Source organism: Haloarcula sp. Atlit-120R (assembly GCF_003665885.1).
Taxonomy (GTDB): domain Archaea; phylum Halobacteriota; class Halobacteria; order Halobacteriales; family Haloarculaceae; genus Haloarcula; species Haloarcula taiwanensis.
The window spans coordinates 333500-356824 of record NZ_QPLN01000001.1 but is presented as its reverse complement, the minus strand read 5'-3'; the positions used below and the strand labels follow the sequence as shown (position 1 = coordinate 356824).

The 23325-nt window shown below is 63.2% G+C and carries 32 protein-coding genes; 22 read left to right on the top strand and 10 right to left on the bottom strand.

Annotation, left to right across the window (positions count from 1 at the left end):
* The first annotated feature begins 24 nt into the window (after positions 1-24).
* Positions 25-492 carry a hypothetical protein gene (locus DVK01_RS01940; RefSeq protein WP_101350644.1) on the top strand — a complete coding sequence of 156 codons (468 nt, stop codon included), beginning with the start codon at positions 25-27 and terminating at the stop codon, positions 490-492.
* A gap of 102 nt (positions 493-594) precedes the next feature.
* A complete protein-coding gene (locus DVK01_RS01935) occupies positions 595-921 on the top strand; it encodes a hypothetical protein (protein ID WP_101350643.1) in 327 nt (108 codons plus the stop codon).
* Positions 922-974: 53 nt separating this feature from the next.
* On the opposite strand, the gene DVK01_RS01930 is transcribed toward DVK01_RS01935, so the two are convergent.
* A complete protein-coding gene (locus tag DVK01_RS01930; protein ID WP_101350642.1) occupies positions 975-1211 on the bottom strand; it encodes a DUF3194 domain-containing protein in 237 nt (78 codons plus the stop codon).
* A 4-nt stretch (positions 1212-1215) separates the two neighbouring features.
* Positions 1216-1605, bottom strand: a complete 390-nt coding sequence (locus DVK01_RS01925) for a prefoldin subunit beta (protein WP_053967593.1) — start codon at positions 1603-1605, stop codon at positions 1216-1218.
* Positions 1606-1875: 270 nt separating this feature from the next.
* Here DVK01_RS01925 and DVK01_RS01920 point away from each other — a divergent pair, with 270 nt between their 5' ends.
* Positions 1876-2178, top strand: a complete 303-nt coding sequence (locus DVK01_RS01920) for a hypothetical protein (protein WP_101350641.1) — start codon at positions 1876-1878, stop codon at positions 2176-2178.
* 13 nt (positions 2179-2191) lie between these two features.
* Here the strand turns inward: DVK01_RS01920 and DVK01_RS01915 are convergent, their stop codons facing one another.
* The 3 genes from DVK01_RS01915 to DVK01_RS01905 form a co-directional block, all read right to left on the bottom strand.
* Positions 2192-2509 (bottom strand): hypothetical protein, encoded by a 318-nt coding sequence (locus tag DVK01_RS01915; RefSeq protein ID WP_101351463.1) that lies wholly within the window; start codon positions 2507-2509, stop codon positions 2192-2194.
* 129 nt (positions 2510-2638) lie between these two features.
* A complete protein-coding gene (locus DVK01_RS01910; RefSeq protein WP_121535199.1) occupies positions 2639-3148 on the bottom strand; it encodes a hypothetical protein in 510 nt (169 codons plus the stop codon).
* Positions 3145-3447: a UPF0175 family protein gene (locus DVK01_RS01905; RefSeq protein ID WP_004957605.1), complete on the bottom strand. Its 303-nt coding sequence runs from the start codon at positions 3445-3447 to the stop codon at positions 3145-3147. Before DVK01_RS01905 ends, DVK01_RS01910 begins: the two co-directional genes overlap by 4 nt.
* Before the next feature lie 135 nt (positions 3448-3582).
* On the opposite strand from DVK01_RS01905, the gene DVK01_RS01900 reads away from it, so the two are divergent.
* Together DVK01_RS01900 and DVK01_RS01895 are read left to right on the top strand one after the other, a co-directional pair.
* Entirely contained in the window at positions 3583-4419 is an 837-nt protein-coding gene (locus tag DVK01_RS01900; protein ID WP_121535198.1) for a pantoate kinase, read from the top strand.
* A gap of 62 nt (positions 4420-4481) precedes the next feature.
* Positions 4482-5210, top strand: a complete 729-nt coding sequence (locus DVK01_RS01895; protein ID WP_121535197.1) for a DUF2103 domain-containing protein — start codon at positions 4482-4484, stop codon at positions 5208-5210.
* Positions 5211-5228: 18 nt separating this feature from the next.
* Here DVK01_RS01895 and DVK01_RS01890 read toward each other — a convergent pair whose 3' ends face one another.
* Together DVK01_RS01890 and DVK01_RS01885 are read right to left on the bottom strand one after the other, a co-directional pair.
* The gene (locus tag DVK01_RS01890; protein ID WP_101350637.1) at positions 5229-5870 is read right to left on the bottom strand and encodes a hypothetical protein; all 642 of its coding nucleotides are present in this window, start codon (positions 5868-5870) and stop codon (positions 5229-5231) included.
* A gap of 35 nt (positions 5871-5905) precedes the next feature.
* Positions 5906-6226 (bottom strand): hypothetical protein, encoded by a 321-nt coding sequence (locus tag DVK01_RS01885; RefSeq protein WP_232794557.1) that lies wholly within the window; start codon positions 6224-6226, stop codon positions 5906-5908.
* Between DVK01_RS01885 and DVK01_RS01880 the strand changes: the two genes are divergently transcribed.
* From DVK01_RS01880 to DVK01_RS01870, 3 genes are all read left to right on the top strand, one after another.
* Entirely contained in the window at positions 6206-6514 is a 309-nt protein-coding gene (locus DVK01_RS01880; protein WP_053967600.1) for a 50S ribosomal protein L37ae, read from the top strand. The genes DVK01_RS01885 and DVK01_RS01880 overlap by 21 nt on opposite strands.
* A 26-nt stretch (positions 6515-6540) precedes the next feature.
* Positions 6541-6675: a DNA-directed RNA polymerase subunit P gene (locus DVK01_RS01875; RefSeq protein ID WP_004517024.1), complete on the top strand. Its 135-nt coding sequence runs from the start codon at positions 6541-6543 to the stop codon at positions 6673-6675.
* Positions 6676-6774: 99 nt separating this feature from the next.
* A complete protein-coding gene (locus DVK01_RS01870) occupies positions 6775-7044 on the top strand; it encodes a KEOPS complex subunit Pcc1 (RefSeq protein ID WP_101350636.1) in 270 nt (89 codons plus the stop codon).
* Positions 7045-7087: 43 nt separating this feature from the next.
* Here the strand turns inward: DVK01_RS01870 and DVK01_RS01865 are convergent, their stop codons facing one another.
* Positions 7088-7690 (bottom strand): metal-dependent hydrolase, encoded by a 603-nt coding sequence (locus DVK01_RS01865; RefSeq protein ID WP_101350635.1) that lies wholly within the window; start codon positions 7688-7690, stop codon positions 7088-7090.
* 75 nt (positions 7691-7765) lie between these two features.
* Here DVK01_RS01865 and DVK01_RS01860 point away from each other — a divergent pair, with 75 nt between their 5' ends.
* The 7 genes from DVK01_RS01860 (at position 7766) to DVK01_RS01830 (ending at position 14677) form a co-directional block, all read left to right on the top strand.
* Positions 7766-8407, top strand: coding sequence for a hypothetical protein (locus DVK01_RS01860; RefSeq protein WP_101350634.1), 642 nt, complete (start codon positions 7766-7768; stop codon positions 8405-8407).
* Between the two features lie 17 nt (positions 8408-8424).
* Positions 8425-9030 (top strand): hypothetical protein, encoded by a 606-nt coding sequence (locus DVK01_RS01855; protein ID WP_121536138.1) that lies wholly within the window; start codon positions 8425-8427, stop codon positions 9028-9030.
* 236 nt (positions 9031-9266) lie between these two features.
* Positions 9267-12038 carry a PAS domain S-box protein gene (locus DVK01_RS01850; RefSeq protein ID WP_121536136.1) on the top strand — a complete coding sequence of 924 codons (2772 nt, stop codon included), beginning with the start codon at positions 9267-9269 and terminating at the stop codon, positions 12036-12038.
* Between the two features lie 104 nt (positions 12039-12142).
* A complete protein-coding gene (locus DVK01_RS01845; RefSeq protein WP_232794472.1) occupies positions 12143-12550 on the top strand; it encodes an ArsR family transcriptional regulator in 408 nt (135 codons plus the stop codon).
* Positions 12551-12629: 79 nt separating this feature from the next.
* Positions 12630-13391 (top strand): aldo/keto reductase, encoded by a 762-nt coding sequence (locus DVK01_RS01840; protein WP_101350631.1) that lies wholly within the window; start codon positions 12630-12632, stop codon positions 13389-13391.
* A 168-nt stretch (positions 13392-13559) separates the two neighbouring features.
* Positions 13560-14390, top strand: a complete 831-nt coding sequence (hop, locus tag DVK01_RS01835; protein ID WP_101350630.1) for a halorhodopsin — start codon at positions 13560-13562, stop codon at positions 14388-14390.
* Positions 14391-14494: 104 nt separating this feature from the next.
* Positions 14495-14677 (top strand): hypothetical protein, encoded by a 183-nt coding sequence (locus DVK01_RS01830; RefSeq protein ID WP_101350629.1) that lies wholly within the window; start codon positions 14495-14497, stop codon positions 14675-14677.
* Positions 14678-14809: 132 nt separating this feature from the next.
* Here DVK01_RS01830 and aspS read toward each other — a convergent pair whose 3' ends face one another.
* The gene (gene aspS / locus DVK01_RS01825) at positions 14810-16114 is read right to left on the bottom strand and encodes an aspartate--tRNA(Asn) ligase (protein ID WP_101350628.1); all 1305 of its coding nucleotides are present in this window, start codon (positions 16112-16114) and stop codon (positions 14810-14812) included.
* 191 nt (positions 16115-16305) lie between these two features.
* Here aspS and DVK01_RS01820 point away from each other — a divergent pair, with 191 nt between their 5' ends.
* The 6 genes from DVK01_RS01820 (at position 16306) to DVK01_RS01795 (ending at position 21960) form a co-directional block, all read left to right on the top strand.
* Positions 16306-17205: an ABC transporter permease subunit gene (locus DVK01_RS01820; protein WP_121535196.1), complete on the top strand. Its 900-nt coding sequence runs from the start codon at positions 16306-16308 to the stop codon at positions 17203-17205.
* Positions 17202-17951, top strand: a complete 750-nt coding sequence (locus DVK01_RS01815) for an ABC transporter ATP-binding protein (protein ID WP_101350626.1) — start codon at positions 17202-17204, stop codon at positions 17949-17951. Before DVK01_RS01820 ends, DVK01_RS01815 begins: the two co-directional genes overlap by 4 nt.
* Entirely contained in the window at positions 17948-18520 is a 573-nt protein-coding gene (locus DVK01_RS01810) for a hypothetical protein (RefSeq protein ID WP_101350625.1), read from the top strand. The genes DVK01_RS01815 and DVK01_RS01810 overlap by 4 nt, the downstream gene beginning before the upstream one ends.
* Before the next feature lie 149 nt (positions 18521-18669).
* Positions 18670-19161 (top strand): Lrp/AsnC family transcriptional regulator, encoded by a 492-nt coding sequence (locus tag DVK01_RS01805; protein WP_101350624.1) that lies wholly within the window; start codon positions 18670-18672, stop codon positions 19159-19161.
* 157 nt (positions 19162-19318) lie between these two features.
* Complete coding sequence (locus DVK01_RS01800) at positions 19319-19756, top strand: NAD-binding protein (protein WP_233560745.1); 438 nt, start codon at positions 19319-19321, stop codon at positions 19754-19756.
* On the top strand, positions 19756-21960 hold the full coding sequence (locus DVK01_RS01795) for an APC family permease (protein ID WP_121535195.1): 2205 nt from the start codon (positions 19756-19758) through the stop codon (positions 21958-21960). The genes DVK01_RS01800 and DVK01_RS01795 overlap by 1 nt, the downstream gene beginning before the upstream one ends.
* On the opposite strand, the gene DVK01_RS01790 is transcribed toward DVK01_RS01795, so the two are convergent.
* Positions 21961-22674 carry a phosphoglycerol geranylgeranyltransferase gene (locus DVK01_RS01790; RefSeq protein ID WP_101350621.1) on the bottom strand — a complete coding sequence of 238 codons (714 nt, stop codon included), beginning with the start codon at positions 22672-22674 and terminating at the stop codon, positions 21961-21963.
* 153 nt (positions 22675-22827) lie between these two features.
* Between DVK01_RS01790 and DVK01_RS01785 the strand changes: the two genes are divergently transcribed.
* On the top strand, positions 22828-23304 hold the full coding sequence (locus tag DVK01_RS01785; RefSeq protein ID WP_121535194.1) for a hypothetical protein: 477 nt from the start codon (positions 22828-22830) through the stop codon (positions 23302-23304).
* Positions 23305-23325 lie beyond the last annotated feature (21 nt).

Below are 23325 nucleotides of genomic sequence, written 5' to 3'. Positions count from 1 at the left end.
AGCCAAGCGGAGGCAACGACCACAATGAAACTCACTACGATTGCCGGCGGCCTACTCGCCGTGCTCGTTATCACGGGCTCGGCGGCGGCACTGCCCGGCGCAGCAGGTGCACAGGCCGATGCCCACGCGGACAACGCAGAGGCGAACACCGCGACGGAGCAGGCAGCGAACGAAACAACGACCGCAAACGAGAACGAATCGGGCGGCGCTGCCGAGGCGGCTGACCGACGCGGCCCGCCCGCTGACGCCGGCCAGGCAGCCGACCAGCGCGGCCCGCCATCGGCTCTTCCCGAACAGGTCCCTGACTTCGTCAGCGAGATCCACACGCTCATCGACCAGAAGCAGGCCGGTGAACTCACAGGGAATCTGGGCGAACAGATCAGCGACTTGACTCCCAGTGAGGAGAGCGATGCGACTGCGAACGAAAGCGGTGACGCGGATGACGCTGATGAGGAGCCGACTGGCGAGACGGATTCGGACGGCGACCAGTGAACTGACGACGACAGTGACGCGTACCTCCCCCTGACTCGCCGGCTCTCCACCGACGACTGACCAAGCGCGGTTTTTTTGCTTGCTGACCTCTGAGTGGTGTGTATGGATGACACCGCCGAGTCCAGCGTCCACGCTGACGACGGAACTGGTGACCGCACGACAGCGGACCTCCTTGCGGGTGACGAGGACTCGTCGGCGTCAGAATCGTCGGGCGAGATGAACCGGAAGCGGGCCCTTCTGTTTGTCTCGCCGTTTCTCGCTATCGGGCTGTTCGACCTGGCCCTGTTGCTCGGCTGGGGGCTGGACCCGCTGTGGGGGTTCATGATTCTCCCGCCGATACTGTTCGTCTCAGTGCTCGGCTGGATCGCGTTTCGGACCGGATTCGCGAGCGACCGGACCGGAGACCCAGCCCTCGATGGCCACGACTGACGGTTCTCGGCGTCGGTAGAACACCGAGTGACTGCCCGCGCCGGTGCGGGTGCCTATTCTTCGAACAGGTCGTCGACGGCAGCCCGGGCGGCGAGGGCGGCGTCGTCCGCGACCTGTGCCTCGTCCTGACGACTGTCGGGCGCGTTGACGTACACGTCGACGTCCAGCACGCTGTCTTCGAAGGTGACAGTCACGTCGAGGTCCTCGACTGCGCCGACGTCGTACCGAGAGAAGACAACGTCTTCGGCGGCGGCCGAGGCCGTCTCGACGACCTCATCGTCTGTCGGCATCGCCTTATGCGCCGCCAGCGCCGGGGCCGCCGGCCGGACCCGCGCCGCCCGCGCCGCCGAGCATCTGCTGGAGCTCGCTCTGGAGGTCTTCGAACTGCTCTTGCACACGCTCTTCCTGCTTTTCGAGCGTTTCCACGCGGACTTCGAGGCTGTTAACCTTCTCTTCGAGGTCGTCCTGTGCCTCGTCGAACTCGGTCTTCACGAGGAGTTCGCCGACCTCGCGGTACATGGTCGCGTCCTCGTCGATGTCGTCGAGCTCGTCGAGCGCCGTCTGGGACTCCTGGAGCTCTGTCTCGGCCTGCTGTTTCTGTGCAGCGACCTGCTGTGCTGTCTGCTGAAGGTCCTGCAGTTCCTCGAGCTTCTCCTGTGCTTCAGGCGGAAGATTACCCTGCATACCTTCAGAGTTGGGAGCCGGAGTGTTAAACCCATGCATCTAGCTCCGAACATAGGTGTCGAAACCGCGGCAGGCTCAGGGTCCGAATCGTCCGATATCGGCGTAAAACGTCCGAACTGGGGGCAGAGTCAGCCCAACGCACCGACAGTAGAACCACACGGGACCACAGGGATAGACGAAGTCCTGAGAGCATGGCATCATGACGGTGTCTGAACAAAGCACCGAGAGGGTCAGCGTAACACGTTTGCGTCTCACAGCCCTGACTACGGTATGTCCCACCCGTCACCGGAGACAGCCGCTGACCCGGATGAACTGGTCGCTGCACTGCCGGACCCGCTGGAACCGTGGCAGCGGACTGATGCCAACGGTGGTATCGTCGAGTATCGGATTCCGGACGACGACGGCGTCTGTGCCGCGGCCAAACTCGTCGTTCGACCCGAGCTTTTCGACGCCAGCGCGGTCCGGGTCGATAGAAAACAGGGGTGCAAAGACGTCGGAACGGGTCGATATCCAGATATCGAGAGCGCTGTCGATGCCGTTACCACGGAACTGGCCGCCGCGGCCGGCGAGTAGTTGTCGCGGCTAGCTACGCTGGCCCGTCGGCTAGGCCGGCGACTGTGACGTACAGTCCGAACGTCGAGATGACCGTTCCGGCGAGCTGTGTTCCCGCAGTGGCGAGAAAGCCGACATCCGTGTACAACAGCGGGGCGAGCATGAACCAGCCGCCAAAAATCGTCGTCAGGACAGCCGGTGGTAAACTCGGCTCGCCGGTCACGCGGAGCAGTTGGAGGTTTCGGACGGTGAAAACGAGTCCGAGAAGCCCGCTCGAAGTCACGCTGCCGGTAAACGCGGCTGATGACCCGACAACAACCGGGAGCAGTGCTCCGACGAGACAGCCCAGCACGCAGACGGCGGCCGAGGCCACGAGAAACTGAGGCGCGGGTTGTTCTGACACGGCAAGGAGTACGGACCGTGTTTATTAGTCCCTTACCCCAGCACAGATGGGCTAACGCCGGCGCGTGTTCAATTGGCGCTATGCGACCTCGCCGACGGCCCGTTCCCGCAACTCCCCAGTCAAATGCATCCCGTGCTGGTCGATTCGCCTGACGATTCGCTTTGCCTGGGACGGTTTGAGGTACTTGTCCTCGATAGCGGCCCGGACTACGACGCCGAAACTGCTCGTTACTTCCGCGCCGAGGCCCTGCGCCATCCGGCGGACGGTGCGATCCTCAGAGACGACAGCCACGGCGGAGCGGTCGTCGCTGGTACGGTGAGCTAACACGCCAGCGAGCACTGTCACAGCGGCTCCGAGTTCGGAATCGCCGAGCAGAGACCTGGCTTGGTCGATGTGGTCCTCGTCGACGCCGGTGTCGATATCGTTCTCGCGGTATTCGGTCAGGTTCGTCGCGGTCGGTTCGACCTGTACCTCGCCGATGACTGGCTCTGGGATGACGATGTCGCCGTCAAAGGCGTCAAGCAGCGACAGCTCCCCAACCTGCCCCAGCGAGTACAGCGACGTCGGCCCGACGTAGATGCGAGTCATAGCTCCGCGGCTGTGTCGGCATCGAGTTCCAGATCGGAGAGTTCGAGCTGTGTCGTCAGGTTCCGCTCGCGGGCCACGTCGAGCCACTCCGCGATGGAGAGGTCCGCAAGCTGTGCGGCTTCGGCCGCCGACACGTCGCCGGACTGGTACTGCTCGACAGCGACGCGGAGTCGGAGCGTCTCCAGTCCCTCCCGGAGGGCCTTTCGAATCGTGGTCGACCGGTCCTCGGAGAGCAACTCGGCGACATCGTCCAGTTCGGCTTTCTCTTCGCTCGGGAGTCGCGCGCTTATCGTCGGCATGTTTGCACAGTCATCCGCCGTAAACGCACATCAAACTACGGGTCGGAGAACTGCCTGTCGGCTGGCCTGAACGTCTGGACGGGGCAGACGAGGCGACCACCAACCCTTAACGCCGCCGGAACCCACGGGGAGGCAATGAGCGACGAAGCACACGCGTTCGTGCCCGGCCACATCACGGGCTTTTTTACCGTCGACCGGGGCGACGATCCGATCGAGACCGGCTCTCGCGGCGGGGGGCTAACCCTGTCTGATGGCGTTTCTGTTACTGTCAGCCGCGAGGCTGAAACCGAGATAACGCTGAACGGCGAGCCGATTGCGGTGGAGGCTGTCGAGCGAGTGCTTGACGCCCTGCGAACAACGGCGACTGTCACCGCCGAAACGCCGCTTCCGCTCGGGTCCGGCTTCGGCGTCTCTGGCGGACTGGCGCTCGGCACTGCGCTAGCGGCCAACGCTGCCTTCGGCCACGGCCTGTCGTACAACGAACTGGTGACCATCGCCCACGGCGCGGAAGTCCAGTCCGGCTCGGGCCTCGGCGACGTTGTCGCGCAGGCCCGGGGCGGCGTGCCGCTTCGCCTCGAACCCGGCGGGCCGCAGTTCAACTACCTCGACGCCATCCCGGCCCGCAGCCGCGTCGAATATCTCACGCTCGGCGAGCTATCGACGGCGGACGTGGTCGGTGGTGACACGGAGCCGCTGACGGCTGCCGGCGAGCGCGCGCTCTCTACCGTCGTCAAAGAGCCGAAACTATCGGCGTTCATGCAGGCCGCTCGGAAGTTTTCCCGCGAGGCGGACCTGTTGACGCCGGAGGTCAAGTCGGTCATCGACGACGTGGCCGAAGCCGGCGGTGACGCCGCCATGGCGATGCTCGGCGAGACGGTGTTCGCGCTCGGTACCGGGCTCTCCGACGCCGGCTACGACGCGACCGTTACGACGGTCTACCCGCCCGGGGCGACCATCGAAGACGAGGGCTGACGCAGCGCCTCGGGAAACTGCCGAACCGTCTCGCTTATCAGCGCGGACCCGTAGCCACAGCTATGGACTGTCGGCAGTGTGCCACGCCGCTCGACCGACCGGGCGATTACTGCCTGGTCTGTCACACTGCCAACACGGACGCCGTCGTCCTCGAACTCGACCGCGAGCGGGCGACGGTGACAGCGCTGCTTGACGGGGCTGTCGTCGGCCAGCGGACGGTGACGACGACGCCGGAGGGCGAGGGCAGCGACGAGGCCGTCGTCGTCGAACTGCGGAACTTCGCCGGCCTCGTCGCGGACGAAGTCCGGCGCAAGCGGCCCGAGGAGGTGTACGTCACGGGCGACCGCGACGTCATCGCCGCCGTCCGCCCGCAGTTGCACTACGAGTTCTTCCGCGTCGAGGGTGAGGACCCGGTCCAGCGGGTCATCGACCGCCAGGGCGAACCGGCGCTGGAGGTGGTCGACGCCGCGCCGGCGGAGAAACTCGGCGGGAGCCACTCGACGCTCATCGGCGGCCGGTCGGGCCAGCGGGTCATCCAGACCGTCGCCGGCCACCCCCACGTCAAGAAGGTCATCCCCGGTCCCATCGACGCCGGCGGCGCGAGTTCGCCGACGGGCGTCCGGGCGAAGGCGACCCGCGCCGACGACAACGGCAACGTCCGGGTGCTCATCCGCGACGGCTCTAGCGTTCAGGAGAACCGTGTCGTCACGACGGCCGGCGACCGTGAACTCGGCGAACACGTCCGGGCCGACCTGAACGAAGCACTCAGAGAAGCCGAATTGCAGGAGTAGTACCCGCAGCACCTGTGGTCACGCCACCACGACGCCCGCAACAAGCACTGCGGCCACCGCGACACCGACGACACTAGTCCGGTGAGCAGCCGGTAACGCCGTTCGGACGTCGAGAAGCATCGGGAGCGCATGGAGCGCGGCGAGCGCCAGGTAGCCGGCCGAGGAGACAAGCGGGAACGCGACCGCCCCGATGGCCAACAGACCGAGTCCGACAACGCCGGCACCGAGGTACCCGCGGCCGCGCACGGGCTGTCCGGCTCCTTCGAGGACGCCGCCGGTCCAGCAGTAGCCAACGGCTGTCGCACCGACCCACGCGTGCCAGAACGCCAGTTGTCCGGGGACGACACTGAAGAGGCCAGCGACGGTCAGCGCCATCGCAGTGCTGTTGACTGCTCCCCAGGCGAACATCGCGTCGGAGAAGCGGATGGAGTCCGGTGCGTGAAGCACGGTCAGGCCGACGAAGCCGCCGATCAGGACGGCCCACAGCACCGTGACGAGCAGCGCGCCGGTAGCGTGGTCCGACCACGCAACCGCCTGCGTACCACCCCAGCCGACCAGCCCGGCCGCTGCACCCGAGAGCAAGAACTCCGATGCTGTAAGCCGCCCGCTCGTGGCTGGCGCGACCCGCTGGATGCGACTGCGGAGTTCGTTGGCTGCCATCGACCGATGGTTTGCTCGCCTCCCTCTTGAGTGCTCTAGGCTAGCTCTGCGGCCAGCAGGAGGACGCTGGGGGCAATGAGGAGGACCAGACCGACGAGTAGCAGCACTGCTGGCACGACGAGCAGTCCCATGTCGGTGAACAGCCACAGACCGAGGCCGCCCAGTAGCGCGACGAGCCCGACGATTCGCACGAGCCACGTGACGATACCCTCGAATCCGGAGTCCGCGACGAGGTCGACGACGTCGAGTATCTCGTCCATGTCGGTCGGGCGTTGCTGGCCGAGCGTGTTAATCCCTGTGGCCGTCGGCCGACTGGACCGCATCTCGAAGGCCTTATGTGGCCGCTCGGCGGACAACAGACCACTATGGCTAGCAAGAGCGGAAAGACCGGTAGCTCGGGCCGTTTCGGCGCTCGCTACGGTCGCGTGTCTCGACGCCGCGTCGCGGAGATTGAATCGGAGATGAACGAGGACCACGCCTGTCCGAACTGCGGCGAGGACCGCGTCGACCGTCAGGGGACGGGCATCTGGCAGTGCGGGTACTGTGATTACAAATTCACCGGCGGCAGCTACAAGCCGGAGACGCCCGGCGGCAAGACCGTTCGACGCTCCATTCGGGCTGCACTGTCCGAAGACGAGGAGTAAAGGACCTCCGCTCCTATCTCTCAACTATGAGCTACAAGTGTTCACGCTGTAAGCGCGACGTGACGCTGGACGAGTACGGCGGCGTTCGCTGCCCGTACTGCGGACACCGCGTCCTGCTGAAGGAGCGGTCGCCAGACGTCAAAGAGATCAACGTCAACTGAGGCGGTCGGTTCGCGGCCGACAGCCAACGGTCGACTGCGCCACGTTACATGCGGCTTTTCTGGGGCAGTCCTGCGACCGATTCGATACCCACCAACAGTATGACTGCACCACATCAGACCCACCTCACCGCCGAGTACGACAGCGCTGCCAGGGCTCGCGCTATCGAGCGGAGCATTCGTCCCGAAATCGACGATATCGAGGGCGACCGGACGACAGCGCGGCTCGGCCGGGATGGACAGCGAGTCGAACTCACGGTCGAGGCGACTGACCTCGTCGCACTGCGGGCGGGTATCAACACGTGGTTGACGCTACGCGGCGTTGCCGAAGACGCTCTCGTGGGACGGCAGAGAGAAGCAGCGCCGAAATAACGGAGGCATCACGGAAATCAGGAAGCGGCGCGGCAGGCGAGCGCTATTGCCGGTAGCGGTCCGGGACGTGGGCCGCAATCGATTCGGGAACGTTGCCGAACACAACCGGTGCCAGGGCTGCCAGTCGACGGCGCAGGAGGCCATAGGTCACGCCGGTGAGGAGGGCCACGGCGACGACCCAGCGGAACGGTCCGTCTAGAACGACGAACAGCGGCGCGCCAACGAGTACCATCAGCCCCACGTCTGCAGGTGCCCCGTCGTACAGTATCCATCGCTTCGGCGACCGCCATCGGCCGCGGACGTGGTCGTACACGGCGCGCTCGGACGTAGCTTCCCACGGACGGAGTTCGAGGCCGCCGCCGTACCGGTCCATCCGGCAGTGGAGGGCAGCGGCCAGCAGGACGAAAGTGACCGCGACGAGGAGTGGCGTCTGGAGAATAGCGGCGAAACCGGCACTCGGGAGCGCCGCGAGCGTGTACCCGCTGGGGTAATGCAGCGTCCGCCGATGGCCCGAGTACAGGTCGAGATCGGGCAGAACGCCACCGACGAGACCGCCTGCGAGCGCGACCGCGGCGTGGTCCGGCGCAAGGACGAGCAGCGGTGTCGCAATGGCGAGCCCCGCTATCGCGTGCGTCGGCAGCATCATATACCTGTATAAGCGTCTGTCGGCGGTATAAACACGTCGCTGGGTTTATTCGCTGTCGTACCCCACGTGGACGCAATGACGGATGGGTCCGAGCGTCCCGACGGTACCCTCGGGAACATCGACCTCGACGACACGCTCGAGATGCTCTTCCGCGATGGGCGAACAAACGCACTCATCGCGTGGCTGCTCGTCGCTATTCTCACGGCTGTGTTCATCGAAAGCGCCCTTGATGTCGACTACCAGTGGATACTACTCGTCGGTGTCGTCGGCTTCGTCGTCCTCGTGCCGCCGGTGGCGTTCCGCGAGTGGCGCGTCATGCTGCCGTGGGAACTACTCTTTCTCGCCTGTCTGCCGATCCTGGTCCGGGGCCTCGTCGGCGGCACGGTCGGAACCTTTGCGACGTATCTCTCGCTGGCAGCGCTGTCGTTGCTCGTTATCGCGGAACTGCACATGTTCACTGAGATGGAGGTCACACACTGGTTCGCTGTCTGTCTCGTCGTCCTGACAACACTCGCCGCCGTGGCGGCCTGGACGGTGTTCCGGTGGAACGCCGACCGGTTTCTCGGAACGACGTATCTCACGACCAACGAAGCGCTGATGACCGAGTGGCTGTACGTCACCCTCGCTGGCCTCGTCGCGGGTGTGTTGTTCGATGGCTACTTCAGACGGCGGGACCGCCGCCTCTGGCGCGTCATCCGACGGATGGTGCGACGATGAGGCTGCCCCGACCGTCGATTCGGAATCAGCGGCGGATCACCCATGCAATGCAACTCGTCTTGCTTGCGCTGGTCGCCTACGGCATCGTCGCCGGTCGGCCAAAGCCGATTACGAACGGTAGTGTCGGTCTGCTGGTGACGTTTCTCCCTGCAGTGATGCGGCGGAACTACAACCTCGCGCTTGACCCGTGGCTCGCCCTCTGGATCACGACCGCGGTGTTTCTGCATACGCTCGGCTCGGCCGGACTCTACGGTCAGATCGGCTGGTGGGACCACCTCACCCACGCGATGTCGGCCTCGCTCATCGCCGCATTCGGGTACACGACGGCCCGGACCATCGACCTCCACAACGATTCGATACACATCCCAAAGCGCGTCTTTTTCGTGTACATCTTCGTCGTCGTCCTTTCGTTCGGAGTTATCTGGGAACTGTTCGAGTTCGCGCTCGATATCGTCGCCACCGAAACAGGTGTCACGATGCCGCTGGCGCAACACGGTCTCGACGACACGGTCCGGGATACGATGTTCAATTCGCTCGGGGCGCTGCTGGTCGCGGCGTTCGGACAGGCCCACCTCACCGATGTCGCCGAAACCATTCGAGAACGACTGTTCGGTGTCAACTGATACTGTGTCGCCGGATTTGGTAGCCGAAATGCTAGCTACGGTGGCTGTGGTGGCCGAACACAGTACACCATTGACCCGAACGATGTCTGTTCGATAGGCCACAACGGAAGCCGCGTGCGATCCCCAGCCGTTCAATTACCATGGCCACCATCCAGTTGGGTAGCTGTCATGTGAAACCTGTCGCCGCCGAACAGTTATTATCCCTCAGTAAAGTGGTTGAACAGCATACCAGGGTGATGATTGGAAACGACCTCGACGACGTCGCGGTTGCGGGAGCGAGACAGGCCGACGCTGCCAGTCGAGACATCGAAGTTGTGTATCTCGACTCCGACGCAACGGCACGAGAGCAGATACGCGAGGGACTGGCGGACCACCACGCTGATATAACGGTGACGAGCGTGGCAACGACAGATGCCGCGCTAGAAGCCGCCGTGTCGACGGATGTCTCCTGTCTCGTCTTGGACCCGACTGGACTGGGCGATATCCCGGCCGCACTGGTGTCGAATGACCGCTACCCGGTCGTCCTCTACACCGACGCCACTGCGACGAATAGCGCCGCGGCTGTCGTCGACGATGCGGCGACAGTCGTCTCGAAACAGGGGGACGGACAGCCGCTGCTGCTGGCGGAGAAGATTATCAGCGTCGTGTCGGCGTCAGCCGACCGGACCGAGTCCGCGTTCCGAGATGCGCTGTCCGAAATCGAATCGCGTGCTGAAGCGAACGAAATCGCTGTCCTGCTGGCAGATGACGGAACGGTACACTGGTCGAGCGAATCGGTGTCGGTGTTCGTTGACTCTCTCGACGACACTCGCCAGGTCGAACGCTTCTACGACGCCATGCAGACAGCACTCCCCGATACGTCCAGTGGCCGTCGGCAGTTACAGCGGCTCCAGAGCACCTCGACTGAACCGGTTGCCATCCGGGTTTCGGGTAGCGACCGCGATCAGTACCTCCTCCGACGCGGGCACGAACTACCGGCCGCTGCGGGCGGACTTACGCTCGTCCTGCTGCGAGATATCACTGACACTGCCCGGCGTGATGCCCGCACAGCGCTGCTGGATCTCATGGTCAAGCGGGCACAGGACGGGCTCTACACGCTCGACGAACGCGGTGTCATCGACTTCTGTAACGAGTCGTTTGCGTCGAACCTCGGGTACGAGCCGACCGAACTGTGCGGTGAACACGCCACGACAGTGCTTGCCCCCGGTGAACTCTCGACGGGGCAGGCGACTGTCGAAACACTGCTTGAAGCGCCTGAACGGGAGAGCGCAACTGCTGATCTGACGTTTCGTCGGAAAGACGGTACTGAACGGAAGGTGTCAATCAACCACACGCTGATTCACGACGAAAACGGCAACTACAGTGGGCTGCTCGGCGTCGCTCGGGACATCACGGAACGCTGTGACCGCGAGCGCGAGTATCAGGAGATGACGGAGCGATTGAACTTCGCGCTCGAGGGCGCGGAACTCGGCGTCTGGGACTGGAACCCCAAAACCAACGCTGTCACCTTCGACGAACGATGGACCGGAATGCTCGGTTACACGACAGACGAACTGGAGCCACACTACGAGACGTGGGCCGACCTCGTCCATCCAGACGACCTCGACCGAGCGGAACAGGCGCTTGAGGAGCTGAAGGCCGGGGAGACCGATCTGTATCAGTGCGAGTTCCGAATGCAGACCAAAGACGGGGACTGGCGGTGGATCCGGGACATCGGCAAGGTGTTCCAGTGGAACGACGACGGCGAGGCGATCAGAGCAGTCGGAATCCATCAGGACATCACCGACGAACGGAAACGTCAGAACGCAATCGAACGCCAGCGCGACGAACTGGCGACACTCAACGGGGTCAACATGGTCATACAGGACCTCATTCACGCGCTAGGTGGTGCCGCGACCCGCCGCGAAACCGCGAAGACGGTGTGTGAGTGCGTCGTTGAATCCGACCTCTGTGAGCTAGCGTGGATCGCCGAGCGAGCGGGCGCGAACGACAGTCTCGTCCCGAAAACGGTAGCCGGCGACGATGGCGCTTGTGTCGACGACCTCATCGGTGGTGACGGGACCAACCGAGCGCTGTGTGAAACGGCCCTCGTGACAGGCGCCGTCCAGACGATACAGGACTGTGGTGACCCGACCGAATTCAAGCGGTGTGGGGCCGCCGCTCGTGAACAGGGATTCAAATCTGCCGCAGCGATTCCACTGGTTCAGGGGAACACCGTCCACGGCGTTCTTTGCGTGTACGCCGACCAGCCGGCGGCATTCAGTGGCCGTATAGCCGAGAGTTTCGCTGTCCTCGGTGAGATGGTTGGGTACACGCTTGCCGCGGTCCATAATAGGCAACTCCTGTCTGACGACACCGCGCTTGAGCTGACATTCGAATCAGAACGCCCTGACATACCGCTTGTCTCGGCAGCGAACGCGTACGGATGCCGGCTTGAAGTCATTGAGTCTGTCGAGACCAAGCCGACACATCTGCTCTATCTCTCCGTACACGGGGGGCCGCCCGATGCAGTCGCTGCGCATCTCTGTTCGCATACGGAGGTCCTCGGTTCGCGGGTCGTTCGTTCAGACGAGGCCAGCGCCGTTGTCGAACTTCAGGTGACAGAAACCGTCCAATCACTGCTGCTGGATGTCGGTGCCCGCTGTCGGACGATAGTTGCCGATGACGGGACGCTCTCTATTACTGTCGAGGCCCCGCAGGATGCCGATTCCCGGGCGATACAGGACGCAGTCTCTGACCGGATGCCAGGCATCGCGCTGACGGCAAAACAGGAGTGTGAGCAGCCAAGCGACATCCCTGACGCCGAGACAGACCCTCGGAATCACCTGACTGAGCGCCAGGAAGAAGTCCTCAGAACGGCCTTCCTGACGGGCTACTACGGCTGGCCCCGGGACACCAACGCCGAGCAACTGGCAGAGCGGCTCGGTATCGCGTCACCGACGCTTCATCAGCACCTCCGGCGGGCGCAGCGGAATCTCATCGATGCCGTGTTTGAAATAGACTCCTGAGCCGCGGTGAGGCCGTCAGCGAGCGAGGGCGGCGCATTCGACGGGTGCCTAGCCGTCTAGGTACAGAGTTAATATGGGGTAGGGCTATTAATTTTACGTGGGTAATGAGTAACCAAAGGAATGGAGGGTCTCAGAGCGACCAGTGGTGTGGGATGACGCCGTCGGAGCGAACGCTGTCTACGGCGGATGTAGATGACGTGTTCGAGGTGTTGGCTGATTGGCGGCGCCGCGCCGTCTGTCGCTACTTTGCGAGCAGTGACCGGACGGCCGCTGACGTTGGGGCGCTCGCATCGGCGATCTCGGAGCTGGGGGGCACGAGCACGGTCGATGCAGCAGACACGTCACCCGCGACTATCCGAGCCCAACTCGAAGAGCAGCACCTACCGATGCTCCATCAGATCGGACTCATCGACTACGACGAGCGAAGCGGCGCAGTAAAGTACTGGGGTTCGCCCACCGTTGAAAAGTGGGCTGACCACGCGGCGGCCGTCACGCAGCAGACCGATTTCTAACCGACCGAGGGGCGCATCTGGGGGGATGTCCCCTGTCGGAGCCGCTACTGGTTTTTAACGGGGGTCCCAACGCTGGAGCATGGACCTCCCACCAGTCGGGCTCGGCACGATGGGTATCGAGGACGAGGCGGTCGTTCGGACAGCCGTCGACTGTGGCTACCGTCATCTCGATACTGCTCAGATATATGACAACGAGAGCACTGTCGGCGCGGGCATCGCCGCCGCCGAAACCGACCGTGCCGACCTGACTGTCGCGACGAAGCTCTGGATCGACGCACTCGGGGCAACTGCCGTCCGCCCGGCGACAGAAGCGAGCCTCGACCGACTCGGCCTCGACGCCGTCGACTTACTGTACGTCCACCGGCCACGTGGCGACTATGACCCGGGAACAACGCTGCCCGCCGTCGAGGCCGTGCGCGAGGCGGGACTGACCGAGCACGTCGGACTCTCGAACTTCGACCCGGACCAGCTGGCTATCGCGCGCGATCACCTCGATGCGATTGCTGCACATCAGGTCGAGTTCCATCCGCTGTTCTGGCAGGAATCACTCCTCGCTGACGCCCAGAAACACGGCTATCCGCTGGTCGCGTACGCACCGCTGGCCGGCGGTCGCGTATTCGAGGAACCGACCATCGTCGACATCGCGGACCAGCACGACGCGTCGCCGGCCGCCGTCAGCATCGCCTGGGTGACCAGCTACGAAGCTGTCGTCACGATTCCGAAGGCGTCCTCCCGGTCCCATCTCGAAGCCAACCTCGCCGCTGCCGACTTGGAACTGACCGACGCCGAGATTGCGCGTATCGAAGCCATCGAGCGTGAAGAAGAACTGTTCCCGGAGTGACTCCCAGCGTCCACCACGAGCGGCCAGGCGCGGTCTGAGACGGTCTGGCTCGGCGGTCCTCTCCCCGTGTCCGTGCGTGGCCTATCCCTTCCGAAACCCGAATCCGATGGGCCATACCGATACCGTTTGGCTACGCGTCTTTAAGTGTACTCTTCGTAGTTAGCATACATGACAGCTGCCAGTACCACTGCAACGACAGTGCTTCAGGCGACACAGTCAGACGTGCTTCAGGAGATACAGTCGAATTTCCTCCTGAACTCCTCGCTCTGGGTGAACATCGCGCTGGCGGGCGTCGCCATCCTCCTGTTCGTCGCAATGGGTCGAGACATAGAGTCGCCCCGCGCAAAACTCATCTGGGTTGCGACGATGCTGGTGCCGCTGGTCTCGATTTCCAGCTACGCCGGCCTGGCGTCCGGGCTAACGGTCGGGTTTCTGCAGATGCCGCCGGGCCACGCCCTCGCCGGTCAGGACGTCCTGTCGCCGTGGGGTCGGTACCTGACCTGGACGTTCTCGACACCGATGATTCTCCTGGCGCTGGGCCTGTTGGCTGACACCGATATCGCGTCGCTGTTCACCGCGATCACGATGGACATCGGAATGTGCGTGACCGGCCTCGCCGCCGCGCTCATTACCTCCTCGCACCTGCTGCGCTGGGTGTTTTACGGCATCAGTTGCGCGTTCTTCCTCGCCGTACTGTACGTCCTGCTCGTCCAGTGGCCAGCCGACGCGGAAGCCGCCGGCACAAGCGAGATATTCGGGACGCTCAAGCTTCTCACTGTGGTGCTGTGGCTCGGCTACCCGATTCTCTGGGCGCTGGGTTCCGAGGGGGTTGCCCTTCTGAGCGTCGGCGTCACCTCGTGGGGCTACTCCGGGCTAGACATCCTCGCAAAGTACGTGTTCGCGTTCCTGCTCCTGCGCTGGGTCGCCGCCAACGAAGGCACCGTCTCAGGGTCCGGAATGGGCATCGGCTCCGGCGGGGCTGCGCCTGCAGACGACTGAGTAGGGTATTGAGACAGAGGCGGTGCTCTGCCGCCTCTCCGCCCCTGCCCGCACAATAGCAGATGCAGAAAAAATAAGCTATATCGCCCAAGTGGCTAGTCTGTATGCCCTCCCCATTCGAGAATCCGATTGTTCGATACGGTCTCCCACTGGTCAGCGCCACGATCGTTGCGGCTGTCGCGCTCTTCTTGCTCGAAGGAACGATACGCTATGTCGCACTCGGAATCGCCGCACTCGAAGTTGTGGTTGTGCCACAGATTCTGAAACAGGCGGCAACAAACGCGTAGTCGGGGACAGGTCGGATCGCCGCCCTCGTGTCGGTTCGGAGCGGAGCCCTGCGGCTATCCATCGCTGCCATTCCAAACTCGAGAACGTGAACCACTACGAGACAGTGTGACTCTACGAAGAGAGTCGCTGTCTCAGGGAGACAAGCGCTGCCGGTCTCGCGGGAACAGCACCGCTTCTCGGATGTTCTCCAGTCCGAGCATCGTCATGATGAGGCGCTCGCCGCCGAGGCCCCAGCCGGCGTGTGGCGGCATGCCGTACTTGAACATCTTGGTGTAGTACTCGAAGGCCTCAGGGTCCAGCCCCTGCTGTTCGAACCCTTCGACGAGGTGGTCGAAGCGGTGTTCACGCTGGCCCCCCGAGACCAGTTCCATCGACGGGTGCATCATGTCGAAGCCGGTCGAGACCTCCTCGTCGTCGTCGTGGTCCTTGATGTAGAACGGCTTGATTTCGCTGGGCCAGTCAGTGATGAAGTAGTGCTCGCCGACTTCCTGCCCGAGGACGTGCTCGGCCTCCGTCGAGAGGTCGTCGCCCCACACCAGCGGTTCGTCGAGTTCGCCGGTCGCATTGATCTTGTCGAGCGCTTCCTCGTAGGTGAGCCGCGGGAAGTCACCTTCTGGGGCCTCGAACTCCTCTTCGAGACCGAGGGCGTCCAGTTCGTCCTGACAGTTCTCGGCGACGCCCTCGTAGGCGGACTTGACGACGTGTTCGCAGGCGTCCATTGCCTCGGTGTGGTCGTAGAAGGCCGATTCGAAGTCGATGGAGGTCGCCTCGTTGAGGTGCCGCGGCGTGTTGTGCTCCTCTGCGCGGAAGATTGGACCGATTTCGAAGACGCGTTCGAGGCCGGAGCCGACCATCAGCTGCTTGAACAGCTGTGGGCTCTGGTTCATGAACGCTTCCTGTCCGAAGTAGGTGATCGGGAACAGCTCGGTGCCGCCCTCGGTCCCCGTAGCGACGATTTTCGGCGTGTTGATCTCCGTGCAGTTGAGTTCGCGGAACGCCTCGCGGACCGACCGGAGGACCTCCGCGCGGATCTCGAAGATGGCCTTCACTTCGTCCTTGCGGAGGTCGAGCGTGCGGTTGTCGAGGCGGGTCGGCAGTTCGGCGTCGACCTTACCCGACGGGTCAAGGGGCAGTTCGGGGTCGGCTTCCGAAATCACGTCGACGGACTCCGGCGTGACTTCGACACCGGTGGGCGCGCGTGGCTCTTCCTCGACAGCGCCGGTCACCGAGATGACCGATTCACGCTGGACGTTCAACCCCGTTTCCACGAGGTCGTCGTCCATCTCGTCTTTCTCGAACTTGACCTGTATCTTGCCGGTGGTGTCTCGAAGGATAAGGAAGGCGATACCACCGAGATCTCGGATCTCGTGGACCCAGCCGGCGACGGTGACCGTGTCGCCCGGCGTCGCGTCCGCCGTGTAGGTTCGGTTTTCCATGGACGTTGGTTCTTGTGGCCGGAACTTAAGAACAGCCTTTCGAGGTGAGGACGCAAGTCGTTCCTGGCGGGGGTGGTATTAAAAATGTCTCCAGTACCGTTCCGGCCCGACCGAAGCGGTAGCTCGGTGCCGCTTGAACGTATAAACAGTTGATAGTGTGTTTTATGTGATACACTTTCAAATCCGACCACATGGCCCTCCCTCGATGGTTTCCCGTTGCGCGGAAAGAAGCAGTCGCGCTACTCAAATCAAAAGGAACCTGGCTACTTGCTCCCCTGCTCGCCGTCTGGGGCTACGGTCCCACCTACATCAGTTGGGACCTCCTTGGTCCGGATGTTACGGTCGGGTTCGTTCAGGCGGCCGGGTCCACGCTGCTCCCACTTGGCGTCCTGTTACTCACGTATCGATCGATTATCAAGGAGCGCACGTCGGGGAGTTTGAAATTCTTGCTTGGACTGCCTCTCACGCGAACTGATATTCTCATCGGCAAGGTCTTTGGTCGGAGCGTCGGCACCGTGCTTCCATTTGCCCTCGCAACGGTCATTCTCGGCGTGGTTGGCGGTGTCAAGTTCGGGCTGTTCTCCCCGCTGCGTTTTATTGGCGTGTTTCTGGTGACGGTGCTGTACATCGCTGTGCTCGTGTCGATTGCAACAGCGGCATCGGCAGTGACGACCAGCACAGTCCGTGTAACCGCCGTGGTCTTCGGCGGTTTCTTTCTGCTGCTGACACTGGGATGGAAAATCGTTGGTGTCCGGCTCTACTCAGCTGTGACCGGGAACGCAGTGAATCCGCTCGAACCGCCCGCTGACGGCCTGCTGTTCGCTATCCTTCGGATTTCACCGGGGCGAGCGTACCGAACGGTAACGAACTGGATACTCGGACTGGCAAACTCCGGCGGCCAGTACACGTCAGTCGCCACGGTACTGTATCCCGGGCATTCGATCAACGAGTACGTCGTTGACGCAGCCTTCAGTGGACAGCCAGTCCCTGCCTACCTGCACGAGTCGGTTGCTCTCGTCGTATTGCTTCTCTGGGGCGTCATCCCGCTCGCACTGGCCAGCTATCGATTCAATCGAGGTGACCTCGCGTGACGCCGCCGGCAATCGAGACCGAGGGGCTTTCGAAACAGTACGGCGAGGTTGATGCGCTCGATGCACTGACCATGACCGTAGCGCAGGGCGAGGTGTACGGTTTCCTCGGCCCGAACGGCGCCGGTAAGTCGACCACGATCAATCTGCTGATGGACTACATCAAACCAACGTCGGGGACAGCGCGCGTTCTCGGCCACGACCCGTGGACCGATGTCGTCGCCTGCCATCAGCGCGTTGGGATCTGCCCCGACCGCTTCGAGACATACGAGTCGCTGTCCGCGCGGCGGCATCTCGAACTGGTGATTGACACGAAGCGTGCCGACGACGACCCGCGGGCACTGCTTGAGCGCGTCGGACTGGTCGATGCTATCGAAAGACCCGCCGGCGAGTTCTCACAGGGAATGGAACAGCGGTTAGCACTCGCGATGAGTCTCGTCGGGGAACCGGACCTCCTGATCCTTGATGAGCCGTTCACTGGGCTTGACCCCCACGGCGTCGCGCTGGTACGGGATGTCGTCGAAGCCGAATCCGAACGTGGGGCAACCGTCTTCTTCTCCAGTCACGTCCTCGGGCAGGTCGATCTGGTCTGTGACCGCGTCGGGATTCTGTACGAAGGGGCCCTCATTGCAGAAGGCACGCTGCCGACGCTCCGAGACACCTGTGACCTTTCGTCCGATGCGACAGTGGAAGACATCTTCATGACACTGACTGATGGCTCCGCCCACGTTACCGAGGTGGACCTATGAACCGCCGCCGGTATCTGGCTGTGTCGACGGCGGTGCTGTCCGGACTCGCCGGCTGTTTGGGCGATCCTGAGTACACGATCTCCAGCGTGGAAACCGAAGCTGATTCGCACCCGCTGGCACTGGATGTGACAGTGATTGATCGGGACATCGCAATCGAAAGCCCCGGTCGGCTGGACATAACGCTCCGAAACACCGGGACACAGGACGTTACAATAAAGAACACCGGTGTCTGGCCACTCGGGATGTTAGGGTTGACGCCAGTGGGCGGGTCAGTGTCCGCTGACATTCTCCTGTTGACCGCTGCGTATGAGCAGTCAACTGCTGTCGAGGTACGGCCAAACGGGGCGCATAAAGACGGCGACCCACTCACCGGAACGCTAGCGACTGCTGAATCTATTCAGCGGCAGTACCAACTCATCGGGCGGCGGGTGTCGACCGCCGGCACGTACACGCTGCAGGGCTACTTTGACGACGTTCTGCTATCCTACCGCACCGGCGAGGATACCGACTGGGTCGCGTATCACCCGACAGTAACCGTGACACTCACCGAACAGTCGGTGCTTTCCTGAGACATAGCGGCGTCTGTGCCCCGAGCCCGCAGAGCGGGGCGTCGTGCTGCTGGTGAGTCACAGAGGAGTGTGGAAAACAGCCTGACAATACCGCAGCGTCCGGGCCAATATCCTGAACTTTTGTACTGGTAGCCGTCGAAACAGTTGACATGGCCGACGCGGAGTACCCTATCGACGACCTGGACCGGAACATCATTTATGCGCTGCAGCAGGATGCGAGACATACGTCGGCGAGTGAGATTGCCGAGTCGCTCGATGTCTCCGCACGAACGGTCCGGAACCGTATCACGAAGCTCGAAGAAGCTGGCGTCATCGCCGGCTACGATGTCGATGTCGATTACGAGGCCGCGGGGTACCAACTCCATACGCTCATCGTCTGCACGGCACCAATCCACGAGCGCGAGGAGGTCGCGCAGCGGGCACTCGACGTCTCCGGCGTCGTCGCCATCCGAGAGGTCATGACGGGGGCCGACAACGTCCACGTTGAGGTGGTCGGAACCGACGGAAACGACCTGAGCCGCATCGGCAGAGACCTCAACGATATCGGACTGGAGGTCGTCGACGAGGACCTCATTCGGAACGAGTACACCCGGCCGTTTCACCAGTTCGGGCACGACGATGCCGAAGGTGAGTCTACATAGTGTAATCTTCCGAAAATAGATTATATATCCACAATAGTCCGGAATCGGAACTATTCCCTAGATATTTATCGGTTTCCGGAATCAATGCTGGTGTACTGGCCGGGTAGCTCTGGCCTCTACGAACCCAATGATATCTCTTACTGGACTCCGCGAACGAGTGGACGACGACATCGACCCCCCGTCGGTACTGATCATCAGCGACCGGTACGTCGGGTCTGAGGTAGTAACGACGTTAGATCGGGGCACCGATGCCTGTCTCGTCACCGACCACGATGGCGTTGCCGGGCAAACGCCCGACGACACACGCGTGGTAGTCGGTGACGGCCGGGAGCGTACTGTTCTTCAGGACGCCGGGGCCCAAACGACCGATGTCGCTCTGGTATCGATGCAGACCGACCACGGGGCGTTCCTCGTGACACAGCTGCTTCGGACGCAGTTCGATGTCGAAACCGTGGTTGTCGTGCTTAACGACCCGCAGCATCGATCGGCGTTCGAGTCGGTCGGCTCCGAGGTGGTCTGTGGTTCGCAGGTCCTGGCGACCGAACTGGAACGCACTGTCGAAACAACGCTCCAGATGTCCGAAACCGCGAAATAATGGCCAAGGGTCTGGAACGCGACCTCGGACTGCTGTCAGTGGTAGCGATATCAATCGGCGCGATGGTCGGCAGCGGGATCTTCATCTTGCCGGCGCTGGCGGTGAAAGACGCCGGGGCCGGCATCATCGCTGCCTACCTTCTCGCGGGCGTGCTCGTGCTGCCCGCCGCACTCAGCAAGGCCGAAATGGCGACCGCCATGCCCGAAGCCGGCGGCACCTACGTCTACATCGAGCGGTCGATGGGGCCGCTACTGGGCACAGTTTCGGGACTCGGAACGTGGTTCTCCCTCTCGTTCAAGGGCGCGCTCGCGCTCGTCGGCGGCGTGCCGTACCTCGTTCTTCTCTTCGACCTGCCGATCCGTCCGGTTGCGATCACGCTCGCCGTCGTTCTCATCCTCGTCAACATCCTCGGCGCGGAACAGACCGGCCGACTCCAGATCGGCATCGTCGCGGTGATGCTCGTGGCAATCGGCTGGTTCGTCGCTGGCGGCGGGCCGGCAGTCAACACCGCGACGTACGGCGGGATGTGGGACTACGGCGTCGAAGGGATCTTCGCCGCGACCGGCCTCGTGTTCGTCTCCTTCGCCGGCGTGACGAAGATCGCTTCTATCGCCGAGGAGGTCGAGGACCCGGACCGCGTCATCCCGCTCGGAATGCTTGGATCGCTCGCCTTCACCACGCTGCTGTACGTGCTCGTCGTCGCCGTCGTCGTCGGCGTCGTCCCGCTCGACCAGCTTGCCGGGAGCACGACGCCCATTGCGGACGCGGCCGAGATGACCCTCGGAACCACTGGTGTCGCGGCTGTCGTTCTGGCGGCGATTCTGGCGCTGGTCAGTACAGCTAACGCCGGCATCCTTTCGTCCTCACGCTACCCGTTCGCCATGAGCCGCGACGGACTCGCGCCCGACCTGCTCAGTACGGTCAGCGACCGCTTTGGCACGCCGGTGACCGCCATCACGCTGACCGGCGGCGTGATGTTGCTGCTTATCCTCTTCGTTCCGATTCTGGAGATCGCGAAGCTCGCGAGCGCGTTCAAAATCCTCGTGTTCGCGCTCATCAACGTCGCGCTCATCGGCTTCCGTGAGAGCGACGCCCCAGACTACGACCCCTCCTTCGAGGTCCCGCTCTACCCGTGGACGCCGATATTCGGCACCCTGACCGGCTTTGCCCTGCTGACGCAGATGGGCCTGATCGCAATAGTCGGAGCCGCCGGTATCGTCGTTGGCAGCGTCATCTGGTATCTGGGCTACGTCAGACCGCGAGTCACCAGAGAAGGCGCGATCAAGGAGTCCGTTCGCCGGAGTATCGGCGACCGCGCGCTCGACCGGACTGAGGCGACGCTCGACGAGACGGCGGATACATCCGTGCTTGTTGCCCTTCCCGAGGGGTCCTCGCGGGAGAGCGAAGCGACACTGCTGGAGGTCGGGGCCGCGCTCTCACCCACCGGCAGCAGCCTCTCTGTCGTCCAGTTCGACGAAGTGCCCGACCAGCAGCCCCTCGATTACGCCTCCGGCGTGCAATCTCCGGACGACCGCGAATTCGAGTGTCGGACTGATACGCTGGCGGCTGCCCTTGATGTCCCGGTCGAATACGGCGAACTTGTCAGCCACCACCCCGAACGGGCCGTCGCCAACGCCGTCGACGAGCAAGGCGTCGATGTGTTGCTGGTGGAACGTGGCGCGTCGTTCGGGGATTCGCTGCTGGGCGACAGTATCGACCGCATCCGGAAACAGACTGACTGTGATACCATTGCCGTCGACGCACAGCCGCTCGACGCGCTGGAGACGATCACACTGGTCACGACCCGCGGCCCGTATGACCCGCTGAAAGTCCGCGTTGGGAACGCTGTCGCGACAGCGACCGAGGCCGACCTCCAGTTCCTCTACCCGCTTGATGAGCGCCAGTCGGCCGAACAACGCCAGCAACTCGAAGCATACCACGATGACCTGCTGGACCTCTGTGACGTGCCGACGGAGCGGAGCTTCGTCGACCGGCAGGACCTTTCAGCGACAATAGACGCGGCTGACAGCGACAGGACGCTCCTGATACACGCACACAACGGTGGGCTTTCGGCCCGCCGGTCAAACGGCGACAGCACTACGCAGTCGGCAATTCAAGACAGCGACCACGCGTCGATGGAAGTAGACACAAAACGTCATCCCGACGGTGTCGTCGGCCGTCTGCTCGAACGGCTCGCGTTCTAACTACCGAACGGTCGCCGTGGCGTCCTTCGCGCCTTGCACCGTCTCTCGCACTGCCTCGACGCCTTCGTCGTGGACGAGGTCGCCGACGACGATGGTATCGGCGTGCTGTGCCATGGTGCGGGCGGACTCGTAATCGTGGATGCCGCCGCCATAGAACAGCGTCGCGTCGTCGAGCGCGTCTGCGGCGGCGGCGACGATGTCGGTGTCGCCGAGCATCCCCGAGTACTCGACGTAGACGATTTCCTGCCCGAGGAGATGCTCGGCGGCTTCGGCGTAAGCGGCCACGTCGGCCGCGTCGAGGTCGCAGTTGGCCTGCGTGTAGGACGCCACCGACGCCTCCGGGTTCATGACGATGTAGGCCTCCGTGAAGGTCCGCGACCAGTCGATCTCGTCGTCGATGCGTATCCACTCCTTGTGCGCGCCAGTGATCCAGGCCACGTCGCCAGCATTCATCACGACCGGGATGAGATAGCCGTCGTGACGATCGCTGTGGACGACCGACGCGGGATTAGACGGCTCGATGTACACGGGGATGTCGTGTTTCCCGCAGGCGTCGACGACCCGCTTCATCTTCTCCTCTGTCATTCCGGTGGTCCCGCCGACTTCGATGGCGTCGGTCCCCGTCGCCGCGACGTCTTCGAAGGTCTCTCCGTCGACCAGCGTCTTGTCGGGGTCTATCTTCACGATGTGGTCCCAGTCCGCCCAGTCGCTCATACCTGCCAGACTTGCGCGTGGCCGTATAACCGCTTCGGATACACGTATCACAGTGGGTCACGCTGACAGCCCGATCGGACAGTCCGACTGGCGTCGGCTCCGGATATATATGTCTCCGAAGATTTATGACGGTTATGTTACAATCGTCAGACGATGACAGCGGACAAGCGCCGGTACATCGTCACTGCCATCCGAGGTGTGCTCGTTCTCACGGGCGCTGCCGTGACGGTGGCAGTGTTGTACTCCCTCTCGACGATGCCGACAGCGTCGTCGTCCGGTGACAGCTTCGTCCGCGGACTCTCGTATCTGTTCGGCAGCGTCTTCTTCGTCCTCGCGCTTGGCGGTGCCGGGCTCGGTATCGCCTTGCCATCGCTTCTGGGGGCCGAGGACACGCTGGCGTTCGACCGCTGGCAGCGCCGCTGTCTCAAGGGTGCCGGCGGCCTCTTCGTCGGCGGGTTCGTCGTCGGACTGGTCGTGGGGCTGCTCACCCAACTGCAGTTCGGCCTCCTCCTCTGGCTGGTCGCCATCGTCCTCGGCGTGCTCGTGGTCAGTTGCGTGCTGGTCTGGCGACTGTTCGCGGTGTTCGTTACTGCACTGGTCCGTCTCATCGCCGCGGAGACCGGTGAGTGACGCAGACAGCGGGAGGCGTGC